Source organism: Candidatus Vicinibacter proximus (genome assembly GCA_016713905.1).
Classification (GTDB): domain Bacteria; phylum Bacteroidota; class Bacteroidia; order Chitinophagales; family Saprospiraceae; genus Vicinibacter; species Vicinibacter proximus.
Genome location: JADJOE010000003.1, coordinates 1,646,586 through 1,657,795 on the forward strand (window position 1 = coordinate 1,646,586; position 11,210 = coordinate 1,657,795).

Sequence of the window (11,210 nt, forward strand, 5' to 3'; positions counted from 1 at the left end):
ATATTAATTAATTTTTTCTATGATTGCGAATATTAAAAATGAAAACTTGAATACCATTTCCTCATTTTGAGATAGTCACTATTTTTTTCATTCAAATAGGCCTCTCTTTCAAAACAAATGTTCAAATAAGCTTCATTAGCCTTCATGCCATTCCATCGGTTGATCAGATAGGATCCAAGATAAATCAAATAAAAAAATATCAGCAACAACTCCAACTGTTGACGTAGGTGGATCCGTTCGTGATTTAGCAATACCAAATCATGCCCGGAAGATTTATCACCTAAAAAAATAAATGGCCATAAGGTCAAGGCTATTGTTCCGCGAGTCGTAAAATATTTAATAAATGAAGGCCAAATTAAAATCATAACAATAAGGTATCAGTCCACACCAATCTTTACTCTGAAGGTGTGTTATTTTTTGAATTTTTTTCATCTACCTTATCCATGGCTTCTTGTGTCTTTTCCCAAAATTCACTAAAAAATGGTTTAATTGAGGCAAAAAAATGTTTTGATTGGTCCGGCACTTTTTCAAGAATGGGATAGGTAATCGAACTGGACTTAGTTTCCGGACTAATAACCCTTATTTGATTCAGAAACCAAACTAATGAACTAAAAATAACTAAAGTCATCAAAGCAGAACTCAGGCCACCTGCCATCTGATTTAGAAAATTTATGTGCGCAGTTTCCAGAATTTTCTCCAGCCCATTACCAATCATCCGAATCCCGACCAATACCAGGATAAATGTGGCAACAAAACCTAGGATAATGGTCATTCGGGGATCAATATCCATCACTTTTTCCAAAAGGGAGACCATCCAATAAGAAAACTTTAAGGTCACCAAAAGACCGATGAAAATAGACAGTATCCCAAAAACTGTCTTTATAATGCCTTTCGAATAGCCTAAGTAAAAACTTCCTGCAAGTAAAATTCCACATACTATATCCAGTATCATTGTCGCTTAAAATTTATAAACAACAAACATAAGTCTGCTTCTATAAATTCCTAAAGATTGAACTAATTTTTAAGCCTATAAACCACATTTTTTATACTATTTTGACAAATTGCTTATAATATCTTAGTTTTGTAGGATAAATGAACTCTTTGTTTAAATTCATTCTTGCGGTTTTGATTTTGGCAGTGGTGGAATTTGCCATGATGGGCCAGTCCGGTGGAAATGCCAAAAACAAAGATCTGGCAGTATTGCCTAAATCTTTCCTTATTGGAGAATATGAGCCTATCTATGAAAACTTACTGACCAATTATGATGTATTGCTGATTACTTTGTGCAACAATGATCATGAAAAGGCATACAGGCTTTATTCCAATTTGTTATTAGACATGCAGGATTATGCCCATCAGGTTAATTTTGACTTGAATGGTATAAAATTGTGGCTCAACATTTTTTTCAATGCAGACGGATCGCTTCAACATATAGTTTACTTTCCCAAGCCAAATTCAAAAAATTTGTCTTACGATGAACTTACTGCTTTTTTTATAAGTTTTTGTAAATCATACCGTCTTAAAGAACCACTTAGTTCAAGGTGCTTACTCAACACAACTGCCTCCTTCCCAGTTTTCGGAAAAAGATTCTAATGCAGACAGCAAAATTTTATCTTATTTTCTGGTCAATCATACTGGTTTTTTTTTCTTGTACCGAAACTGAAGAAATCTCTTTTACTTCTTATGACTCCCAAACTAACGATGAACTTACTGGTATCTATTTTTGGCATCCCGGAGAAGGTTTTGTGGTTGGTGGATCTACCTGGAACAGGGCCATAAGATTATCTACATATGATGGCGGACTAAGGTGGCAAAGAGATTCCTTGTTTGATAAACAGATTTTTAGTTTGGGTTACAACACCCAGGGCAAAGTTTTTGGGCTCGGAATAGAATATATGGTTTATGAATTTTTACTACAATCTACAGACAGACAAAGAATCGGTGACTATCGCTTTTTTAGGAGTCTTGACTTTGTCCACCCTGAGCAAATTCTCGCGGTAGGTGGTGAATCTTTTGGCCAGGGATATCTTGAAAAAATAAATGCACTTACCGGAACTACCCAACAAATTTTAAAAATAGATCATGAACTAGATGCCATTCTGGCGGTGGATCAAAATCATTGGGTGATGGCAGGGTATGGGGTTGTTTTTTATTCAGAAAATGCAGGAATAAATTGGGACACTTTGGGTGTGTCAGGTGACCACTATCGGGACATTTTTTTTGTGGATGAGACCACAGGGTTTATTGTTGGCATTCAAGGAAGTATTTTGAGATCTGATGATGGAGGCAGAAATTGGAAGACGCTTAGAAACCCTCGCAGTATTTTTGTCAAAGATAGAAGCTTTAGAACTGTCTGTTTTAAAAATAAGCTTGAAGGACTAGTCGGTGGCGAAGATGGAATTTTATGGCAAACCAAAGATGGTGGAGAAAATTGGACTATATTGGATGGAATTCCAAAGGTTAGTTATCTGGATATCTTTCACGATGGCATCAAATATTGGATCTGTGGTTCAGAAGGAACTATCATATCCTTTGAATAATTCACTTCTCACTCTTGGGTTTAAATTTACTCAGATCAAGTATCTTCTGACTGTCCTTTTCTGCTATTAAATCTTCAATGTCTAAATTTTTGGACCTGTTCATAAAAGCGTCGATAATGTGGTAACCAATATATGCTCCAGTCATTCCCGGAGCGTCGTCCGGCATTCCGGGAGAATCTGGACTTGGATTGACATATTTGTTGAACTTAAGTGTACTTGTATTATACAACAATTGTTCTGCGGTAAAGTAGGACCATATTCCTGTTCGGTTTTCATTACACCATTTAAGCTGCGCGGGTGTAAACTCAAACAAAACAGTATCCTGTATCTCGGGAATCAATCTAGATAATATGTATAGTTTTTTACCCCTATGAATGATGTAATCTAAAAAGCGATTGGAGGGTTCGGGTCCAAGTTTATCATCCACCCAAACCTCCCATGTTTTTTTAATCAAATGATCTTGATTAAAACACCGGGTAAGATAATCTGAAAACATTTGATTCTGGGGGTCTAATGATTTATAGTTAAAATCTTTACCAAGAAAAAATTCAAGACCAATCCCAAGACCTTCCCTATTCCCCTTATCCTCAAAAATAAAATTACCAACCGTAAAACCACTAATCAGAGTATAAAAATTTGGAATTTCCAAAGATGGAAAATAGTGCTTCATATAAAGTGCACTTTGGTGAAATTCCTTTTCTATCGCTTCGGTGGATTTGTAATTCTTTTGAACCAGTTCATGAATCGACCGGATGCTGCTGTCTCGCAGAAATAACTTTAATTCTTCGTAAAATTTTGGCGTCAAGGAATCATATTGGTCTGCCATTCCGCTCACCTGTTCAAAAAAAAGAGGACTTAGTTTGGGATAGTTTTTATCGAGTTCGATTAATCCTTGTTCAAGCTGGTTAGTGTCTAATGCAAACAAATCCTGATCAAAGCGTCCCATTTTGATATCTCCTATTTGGAGCTGATCCATATGTGTTGGTTTGCGGTCGTTTTGACGACAACTCAAACAAAGAATAAATATAAAAGCCAATAAATGCCTCATTTTGTAATTTTACCACCACAAAGTTGAGCTAATTCACTTTAAACAAAAATCTTTATGAAAAAAATATTGGCTATCCTGATTCTTTTTATGCCGCTATTCGTCTTTGCCCAGTTTGAAAACATACGTGTTTCCATACTTAACGGACCTACTTTTAGTTGGATGACCACCGATGACAACACTATAGAAACCCAAGGTGCCAGAATTGGCTATAAGCTTCATGTGCAAGGCGAGTACCTGCTCAATGACCGTTTTAGTTTGACCGGGGGACTTGGATTGTCCCTTGCTCAGGGAGGCCAATTGCTTTATACCAAAGGTGGTAACCTCTGGTCAGAATCCAAATTGAATATTCCCCGAGGGGATTCTTTGCCCAATGGGGTTGAGTTAGGTTACAGAGTTGCATATGTAGATTTTCCGTTTGGCTTCAAAATGAGGACCAACGAATTTGGTAGATTTAAATTCTATGCTCAAATGCCCGAATTTTCTTTAGGCATAAGAACCAACGCTAAGGGATCCATTGAAGGAATTGGTGTAAGCACATCAGATGAACAAATTAAAAGCCAAATACCATTTATCAACATTTCGTGGGGACTTGGCATAGGTACGGAATACCGCATATCGGATAATATTTCCCTTACCGGCGGCTTGCGCTTTTTCCAAAGCATCACCGATGTCACGGATGATGATGGAAGATATTTTGATGGATCCAAGGAAAACTCAAAAGGTAAATTCAATAACATTGACCTCAGAATTGGGGTGCTTTTCTAAGAAAGAATTTCATGAATATCCAAGAACTCGAGAACTTTATCAGACTGGCTCTTGATGAAGACATTAGGTCCGGTGACATCACTTCGTTGGCTTGTATTCCTGAAGGAAGCAGATCCAAAGCCAAATTATTGGTTAAAGAAGAAGGTGTTCTTGCAGGTGTAGCCTTTGCAGAAATGGTGTTCAAGTGGGTGGACCCTACCATAAAATTTGAACAACATCTGTCGGATGGTGCTTTCATCAAATATGGGGATGTAGCTTATCATGTGGAGGGCAATACCAGGGATTTATTGAAAACCGAGCGTCTTGTCCTTAATGTCATGCAAAGAATGAGTGGGATAGCAACTCTTTCCGCCAGATTTGCTGCTGAGGTAGAGGGTCTACCTGTTAAGATTCTAGATACCCGTAAGACAACCCCATTGAATAGAGCCTTGGAAAAATGGGCTGTCAGATTAGGTGGTTGCTATAATTACAGAGATGGGTTGTATGATTGGTTTATGATTAAAGATAACCACATTAAAGCTTGTGGATCTCCTTTAAAGGCCATAAAGGCTGTTCAGAAATATCAATCGTTACATGGCCTGGAATCCTATGGGATCACTGTTGAAGTCAAAAATCTTGTTGAATGTGAAGAAGTCTTGACCTGCGGAGGTGTTACAAGAATAATGTTGGATAATTTCGACCTGGAATTGTTGCGGGAAGCGGTGGCGCTGATCAATAAGCGCTTTGAAACCGAAGCTTCCGGTGGAATAAGCCTGGAGACCATCCGAAAAGTCGCCCATACAGGCGTGGATTTTATCTCTGTAGGCGCACTCACACATAGCGCCGGAAGCCTCGATTTAAGCTTGAAGATACAAGATCAACTGTCTTAGGCAGGATAGGTTATTACTAAAAATGCTAAAAGCACCACAGTAAATACCATTACCAACCAAAATCGCGAATCCTTGTAAAAAACCACTGGGGTTTGGTCTGTCTTCATACGCCCTCTGAATTTGATTTATAAAAAAAAAGATTAGTTTCACATTGCTCCCTTTTTGGGGATTATTACTATCGGCTTTCCGGGAAGTAATCGTACCATAGATCATCATTGTCAATCATTGGCTAAGACAGTTTTGCGTATCAGTCGGTCGGTAATCTAAGTTCAAAAACGATGCCATATGATAAACAAATAATATGACCCGATTAATGGGCATTTCAGCGGATATGCGCCATTTTTTCATTATATGATGTGACACAAAACTTCAATATTGTGAGAAAAAACAAAAAATACACTTTTATAGGTAGGGATGATATATAAAAATACCCTTATGCCAAACAATGGATTTTCAAACTTTGATCGAAATGCCCAATGAATATGCCCTTAATGAGGTACAGATTTTCTATTTCAAATTAAAGTAACTCCAAGTACTTTAAAAACCTTTTTCAAAATATCCTGACTTCTTCCTACTATTGGCCGGTAAGCAGGGCGCTACAAGAGTTTATACACCATGAATAAACTTAGCGATGCTTTATTGGGTAGTATTCTGTTCGTTCATTCAAGGGAGCGCTTGTCTTTTTGGTTTTTACCTATAATCAGAAAATATTTATGGCCAAAATGGTTTGAAAGATCATTCCGGATTCAATCTGACATTTTTTTACGAATTTTACCCTGCTTTATTATCAAAAAGTGCTTGATTTTCCATAGATTTGGATGCAGAGCTTCTCTATCAAAATCAACCAAGAAATTTTTATTTAAAAAGAATTGAATGATCCAACAGGCAGAGGAACTTAATCTTTTAAATTTTGAAACACCCTTACTGAATAAAATACTAGAAAATGGGCAAATCAGGGAATTCAAAGCAATGGATTCCATCATTGATACTGGTCAAATCATTAGTTATATGCCTATTGTTCTTTCAGGTTTGGTAAAAGTCAGCAGGGTAGATGAAGAAGGAAGAGAGTTGTTGCTCTATTATATCCACCCCAATGAGGGTTGTGCATTTACCTTCAGTTGTTGCACCCAAAGATCCCCAAGTGAAATCAAAGCAGTCGCAGAAGAAAATTCTAAGCTCCTCATGGTTCCTGTACATCTAATGGATGAATGGTTGACCAGGTATCAGACCTGGAAAGCCTTTGTGATGCAAACGATGTCGGCAAGATTCACTGAACTGCTGAAAACCATAGATCAGGTTGCATTCCAAAATCTGGACATAAGGTTAGTGAATTACCTCAAACAAAAAACAAAAAGTACCGGGAGCAGTTTGGTCAATCTTTCACACAAACAAATTGCAGAAGATTTAAATACCAATCGGGTGGTCATTTCCAGGTTGCTGAAAAAACTGGAAGACCAAAAAAAGATTTTGTTGTACAGGAATCAAATAAAAATTTTGAGGGCATTGTAACCAAGGTTACACTGTGCGGGCTTAGAACTCTTTAACTTCGTTTCATAAATTAAAACTTATGAAAAAAAATATGGGTTCTGTAGATCGGTTGGTGCGGGTTGTAGTGGCAATAGTTATTGCCGGGCTTTATTTTGCTAACATTATTTCAGGGACAATTGCAATTATAGGTTTGCTGTTTGCAGGAATTTTTATAGCCACTAGCTTTATGAGTTTTTGTCCGTTGTATGTACCATTTGGGATATCGACAAAGGAAAAGGAGCAGATTTAGGGTAATGGGTTTTCTGTCGTGTGTTGTTAACCAGATTTCCTTCGTAAATTTTCACTTCTAGAATTGGGTTTTGCCGTAGTTGAATTTAAAACTTGAATTGATTTAGATCGGCATTGAATATAAAAATGAATCCTTTATCCGCTTTATTGAAATAAGGTAGAATGAAAGGGTTGTCACAAAAAAATAATTAAAATGGAAATTCATTCTTATTCATTAAATCTTACCTGGGAATCTGCAAAGAAAGGAGTTCTCAGTTCTAACGAATTTAATCCTGAAATAGAGGTGGTGACGCCTCCTCCATTTAATGGCGGTATACCTGGGTATTGGTCACCAGAACATTTATTTGTAGCCTCAGTGAGCAGTTGCCTGATGACAACTTTTCTTGCCATTGCTGAAAATTCCAAATTTGAATTCGCCGGGTTTAGCTGCTCTGCTACAGGAAAATTGGAACAGATAGAAGGAAAGTATTTAATTACTGAAATAATTCTCAAGCCGGAACTAAAAATAAAGGATGAGTCCCAAAAGGAGAAGGCTGAGCGGATTTTGATTAAAGCAGAAAAGGCATGTCTGATTTCAAATTCCATCCATTCTAAAGTGACCATGATCCCTCAGGTGATTGTAGAAAGTGTTGGTGTATTCTAAAATAAAAAATATTTTATGAGCAACAATTTTAAAGAAATTATTCAAAGCAGCAAACCTACTCTGGTAGATTTTTATGCAGATTGGTGTGGTCCATGTAAAATGCAAGGACCTATTTTAAAAGAATTTAAAAACAAAGTGGGAGACCGGGTGGCCATCTTAAAAATCGATGTAGATAAAAATCCTGCTGTTTCACAACATTATAAAATAAGATCTATTCCAACTTTAATGCTTTTCAAAAATGGACAGGCAGTCTGGACCCAGTCAGGAGTTGCTTCCGAAGCCACGTTGGAGCAAGTCTTGAAAAAGTTTGAATAAATTTTTTGGTCAAATTCTCTAACACTCAACCAAATTCACTGCAATATGCAGAGCGAGTCCACCGTCAGAGGTTTCTTTATATTTGGTGTTCATGTCCAGTGCCGTTTCCTTCATCGTTTTAATCACTGCATCCAGAGAGACCAAAGCTTTTGAAGGATCAGATTCCATAGCAATCTGTGCAGCGGTTACTGCTTTTATAGCACCCATGGTGTTGCGTTCAATACATGGAACCTGGACCAATCCACCGATCGGATCACAAGTCATGCCCAGATGATGTTCCATGGCAATTTCTGCAGCCATCATAGCTTGCTCAAAACTTCCTCCCAACACTTCTGTTAATGCGCCTGCAGCCATGGCAGAGGAAACCCCGATTTCAGCCTGACATCCACCCATTGCAGCCGAGATGGTTGCACCTTTTTTAAACAAACTGCCAAATTCTCCTGCAGTCAATAAAAAACGAACCACGTCATCATCTTTTGCTGTCTCGTTAAAACATAGATGGTACATCAACACTGCCGGAATCACTCCGGCTGCTCCATTAGTTGGTGCGGTAACTATTCTTCCAAAAGCAGCATTTTCTTCATTAACTGCCAAAGCAAAACAGGATAACCACTTCAGCGTATTGCTGAAACCATGATCTCCTTTCTTAATGTTTTCTATCCATTCCTCAACATTTTCATATTCTTTGCCTTCCATCAGTTTCCCGGCCAAAGCTTTGGCCCTTCGCTGGACATTTAATCCACCAGGTAACTCACCTTCCTTGTGACAAGATTCATAAATGCATGTCTTCATCACATGCCATATTGCAAAAAGCTCAGACTTAATTTGCTCTTCGCTGCGCAAAGAAAGTTCATTTTGGAAGACCACTTCGCTGATTGTAAATCCAGTCTGTATGCACCAATTTTGAAGATCCTCTCCTCGATCAATTGGAAAGGGCATTTGAACCGTCGGCTGATGTTCAAAATCCTCCCCCTCTTTCACTACAAAACCGCCGCCAATTGAATAAAAAGTACTGCTGTACGAGGTCTCGTCCTGAAAAAAACAACGAAAGCTAATTCCATTGCTATGGTATGGCAGACTTTGGTCCATATGAAAAATAATGTCAGAATCTGCCTTAAAGGGTATGTACTTTTTACCACCAAGATTGATTTGACTTTCTTCCAAAACAATCTTAAAGGCAGATTCTACCTCTTCCAGTGGAATAGTCTGTGGAAGATAATTTTGCAGGCCCAAGATGACTGCTAAATCAGTACCATGGCCCTTTCCGGTCTTTGCAAGAGAACCAAAAAGTTCTACATTCAAACCGACAATTTCTTCCCAACGCCCGGAAGTTTCCAGTTCGGAAATAAATTCATTAGCAGCTTTCCAGGGGCCCATAGTGTGTGAACTCGATGGGCCAATTCCAATTTTAAAAATATCAAATACACTGATGCGTTCCATGGCTTTAGGTATAGACCTGCAAAGCTAATCGTTGGAGGCTTTCTTTTTTACAAAATCTGATTACTATAGACTAGTCTCTAAAATCGTGAAAAATCAACCCATCGAGTGTTTTTAAAGATAGGAACTATAAAAGGTATACCTTAAAAAAAGGCTTGCCGGAAATCCGACAAGCCTCATAAAATTAAATCTGATCAATGTTATCTGGTCCTGCAACGCTCATTCAAAGCCTTGAGATCGGCTTCATTCGCGATGGTAAGAATTTCTCCGGTTTCACGAAGTTTTACATCAAAAGGAAAAACAATGGTGGACTTTCCTGAGGTTGTTCGATCACCTTTTAAGGCTCGCTCCAATTCTTCTGGAGAATTTACCGTGATCAATTCACCGTTTGATTTTTTCACCTGTAATGGAAACTGATATTCAAAACACACTTTAAATACTGGACCTCCAGGATTTTTTCTTCCTCTGCAGGTTTCTTCAAGTGCTTTAAGATCTTCAGAATTAGCAATGGTTATAACACTGCCATCTTTCAGTTTAACATCATAAGGAAAATCAATTACCGGTTTTTGACGACCGCCTTTGGCTGCCCATTCACGGATTAATTTATTTAATGCATCTGCACTTTCTACTTTTACTTTGGTACCATCTGGGAGTGAAACAGTAACAGGGAAAACAATGACGTAGCAAAGTACTCGTGGGGTATCAGGACCAACTCTTGTTTTACAATCCTTCAGGATTTTTTCAAGATCTTTTGGAGAATTGACGGTTACCACACTGCCATCCCTCAAGGTTACATCGTATGGGAAAAGCAATACAGCATGATTTCTATTTCCAGTAGACAAGCCTCCCCTCTTTAGCAGCTTATCCAATTCCTCTTGGCTTTTCACTTCTACCTTTGTGCCATCCGGCAATTTAACCGTAACCGGAAATACTATGGTATAACAAGGACCAGCTCCACCTTCAGGATTATCGACTGTAATTAAATAATTATTTACTTCGGAAGTACTCAACTCACTGGTTGTAATTTGACTTTCTTCCTTTGCGCAAGACCACATAGTAAGCAACAAAGCGGCGAATGCCAGAAACCCGGATAATTTTTTGAAAACTTTCATAAAACAATTTTTATCAATGAATAAATACAATTTACAAGAGGAGAAAGGAAGCTTGATTAAGTTTGTACTCAATCCATGAAAAAAAAATTAGAATTGTCGAAAAAAGACCTGATTTTTGAGACAGAATGAAGAGTGATGTTCAGGAATGGGATAAACTAAGAGCCGGCGACCAGGCAGCACTTAAATATATCTATGAGGCCTATTTTAGTCCTTTAATCAATTATGGTCTAAGGATCAGTCCTCACCTGGAATTGGTCGAGGATTGTCTTCAGGATTTATTTGTCGAACTCTGGCGACTACATGCTACTCTCGGGCAGACGGACTCTGTAAAAAATTATCTAATGGGGTCCCTTAGACGAAAAATCATCCGAAGACTGCAGGAGAAAAACAAGTTTGATTCTTCAGAACCCCAACTAGAATTACAAGCCAGCGATGAGCCAAATTTCTTGGTTTCCCTGATTGAAGATGAAGAGGATTCCCATAAGAAATCCAAACTTGCAAAAGCTATGTCACAGCTGAGCAACAGACAAAGAGAAGCCATTTATCTTAAATATGCTGAGGGACTGGATTATGACCAGATCTGTGAACACATGGAGCTTCAATACCAATCGGTAAGGAACCTGGTTTCTACAGGAATCAACAGACTAAAAGAAATTATTGTGTTGCTTATCATTTTTTTTATAAAATTTGAGTACAAAATATAGT

Annotated in this window: 14 protein-coding genes; 9 read left to right on the forward strand and 5 right to left on the reverse strand. The window is 38.0% G+C overall.

All coding sequences use genetic code 11. From position 1 onward, the window contains the following. Positions 1-32 precede the first annotated feature (32 nt). Positions 33-365, reverse strand: a complete 333-nt coding sequence (locus tag IPJ83_15140) for a hypothetical protein (GenBank protein ID MBK7881872.1) — start codon at positions 363-365, stop codon at positions 33-35. Positions 366-394: 29 nt separating this feature from the next. Then, positions 395-952 carry a CvpA family protein gene (locus IPJ83_15145; protein ID MBK7881873.1) on the reverse strand — a complete coding sequence of 186 codons (558 nt, stop codon included), beginning with the start codon at positions 950-952 and terminating at the stop codon, positions 395-397. 149 nt (positions 953-1,101) lie between these two features. Between IPJ83_15145 and IPJ83_15150 the strand changes: the two genes are divergently transcribed. Continuing rightward, the gene (locus IPJ83_15150) at positions 1,102-1,593 is read left to right on the forward strand and encodes a hypothetical protein (GenBank protein ID MBK7881874.1); all 492 of its coding nucleotides are present in this window, start codon (positions 1,102-1,104) and stop codon (positions 1,591-1,593) included. Beyond that, complete coding sequence (locus IPJ83_15155; protein ID MBK7881875.1) at positions 1,593-2,540, forward strand: hypothetical protein; 948 nt, start codon at positions 1,593-1,595, stop codon at positions 2,538-2,540. The genes IPJ83_15150 and IPJ83_15155 overlap by 1 nt, the downstream gene beginning before the upstream one ends. Before the next feature lies 1 nt (position 2,541). Here IPJ83_15155 and IPJ83_15160 read toward each other — a convergent pair whose 3' ends face one another. Then, on the reverse strand, positions 2,542-3,588 hold the full coding sequence (locus IPJ83_15160) for a hypothetical protein (GenBank protein ID MBK7881876.1): 1,047 nt from the start codon (positions 3,586-3,588) through the stop codon (positions 2,542-2,544). A 54-nt stretch (positions 3,589-3,642) separates the two neighbouring features. Between IPJ83_15160 and IPJ83_15165 the strand changes: the two genes are divergently transcribed. The 6 genes from IPJ83_15165 (at position 3,643) to trxA (ending at position 7,956) form a co-directional block, all read left to right on the forward strand. After that, positions 3,643-4,353 (forward strand): outer membrane beta-barrel protein, encoded by a 711-nt coding sequence (locus IPJ83_15165; GenBank protein MBK7881877.1) that lies wholly within the window; start codon positions 3,643-3,645, stop codon positions 4,351-4,353. 11 nt (positions 4,354-4,364) lie between these two features. After that, positions 4,365-5,222, forward strand: a complete 858-nt coding sequence (nadC, locus tag IPJ83_15170) for a carboxylating nicotinate-nucleotide diphosphorylase (GenBank protein ID MBK7881878.1) — start codon at positions 4,365-4,367, stop codon at positions 5,220-5,222. Between the two features lie 876 nt (positions 5,223-6,098). Next, positions 6,099-6,731, forward strand: a complete 633-nt coding sequence (locus IPJ83_15175; GenBank protein ID MBK7881879.1) for a Crp/Fnr family transcriptional regulator — start codon at positions 6,099-6,101, stop codon at positions 6,729-6,731. 58 nt (positions 6,732-6,789) lie between these two features. Next, positions 6,790-6,999, forward strand: a complete 210-nt coding sequence (locus tag IPJ83_15180; GenBank protein ID MBK7881880.1) for a DUF2892 domain-containing protein — start codon at positions 6,790-6,792, stop codon at positions 6,997-6,999. Positions 7,000-7,191: 192 nt separating this feature from the next. Continuing rightward, the gene (locus IPJ83_15185; GenBank protein MBK7881881.1) at positions 7,192-7,641 is read left to right on the forward strand and encodes an OsmC family protein; all 450 of its coding nucleotides are present in this window, start codon (positions 7,192-7,194) and stop codon (positions 7,639-7,641) included. 15 nt (positions 7,642-7,656) lie between these two features. Beyond that, positions 7,657-7,956 carry a thioredoxin gene (gene trxA / locus IPJ83_15190; protein MBK7881882.1) on the forward strand — a complete coding sequence of 100 codons (300 nt, stop codon included), beginning with the start codon at positions 7,657-7,659 and terminating at the stop codon, positions 7,954-7,956. An 18-nt stretch (positions 7,957-7,974) separates the two neighbouring features. On the opposite strand, the gene IPJ83_15195 is transcribed toward trxA, so the two are convergent. Continuing rightward, positions 7,975-9,396 (reverse strand): L-serine ammonia-lyase, encoded by a 1,422-nt coding sequence (locus IPJ83_15195; protein ID MBK7881883.1) that lies wholly within the window; start codon positions 9,394-9,396, stop codon positions 7,975-7,977. A 197-nt stretch (positions 9,397-9,593) separates the two neighbouring features. Next, a complete protein-coding gene (locus tag IPJ83_15200; GenBank protein MBK7881884.1) occupies positions 9,594-10,505 on the reverse strand; it encodes a hypothetical protein in 912 nt (303 codons plus the stop codon). A gap of 125 nt (positions 10,506-10,630) precedes the next feature. On the opposite strand from IPJ83_15200, the gene IPJ83_15205 reads away from it, so the two are divergent. Continuing rightward, positions 10,631-11,209: a sigma-70 family RNA polymerase sigma factor gene (locus IPJ83_15205; GenBank protein ID MBK7881885.1), complete on the forward strand. Its 579-nt coding sequence runs from the start codon at positions 10,631-10,633 to the stop codon at positions 11,207-11,209. Position 11,210 lies beyond the last annotated feature (1 nt).

Bases quoted from the DNA above. Each gene is read 5' to 3' on its own strand.
- nadC (MBK7881878.1), top strand. From the start codon at position 4,365: ATGAATATCCAAGAACTCGAGAACTTTATCAGACTGGCTCTTGATGAA.
- IPJ83_15165 (MBK7881877.1), top strand. From the start codon at position 3,643: ATGAAAAAAATATTGGCTATCCTGATTCTTTTTATGCCGCTATTCGTC.
- IPJ83_15195 (MBK7881883.1), bottom strand. From the start codon at position 9,396: ATGGAACGCATCAGTGTATTTGATATTTTTAAAATTGGAATTGGCCCA.
- IPJ83_15155 (MBK7881875.1), top strand. From the start codon at position 1,593: ATGCAGACAGCAAAATTTTATCTTATTTTCTGGTCAATCATACTGGTT.
- IPJ83_15160 (MBK7881876.1), bottom strand. From the start codon at position 3,588: ATGAGGCATTTATTGGCTTTTATATTTATTCTTTGTTTGAGTTGTCGT.
- IPJ83_15200 (MBK7881884.1), bottom strand. From the start codon at position 10,505: ATGAAAGTTTTCAAAAAATTATCCGGGTTTCTGGCATTCGCCGCTTTG.
- trxA (MBK7881882.1), top strand. From the start codon at position 7,657: ATGAGCAACAATTTTAAAGAAATTATTCAAAGCAGCAAACCTACTCTG.
- IPJ83_15145 (MBK7881873.1), bottom strand. From the start codon at position 952: ATGATACTGGATATAGTATGTGGAATTTTACTTGCAGGAAGTTTTTAC.
- IPJ83_15185 (MBK7881881.1), top strand. From the start codon at position 7,192: ATGGAAATTCATTCTTATTCATTAAATCTTACCTGGGAATCTGCAAAG.
- IPJ83_15140 (MBK7881872.1), bottom strand. From the start codon at position 365: ATGATTTTAATTTGGCCTTCATTTATTAAATATTTTACGACTCGCGGA.
- IPJ83_15180 (MBK7881880.1), top strand. From the start codon at position 6,790: ATGAAAAAAAATATGGGTTCTGTAGATCGGTTGGTGCGGGTTGTAGTG.
- IPJ83_15205 (MBK7881885.1), top strand. From the start codon at position 10,631: ATGAAGAGTGATGTTCAGGAATGGGATAAACTAAGAGCCGGCGACCAG.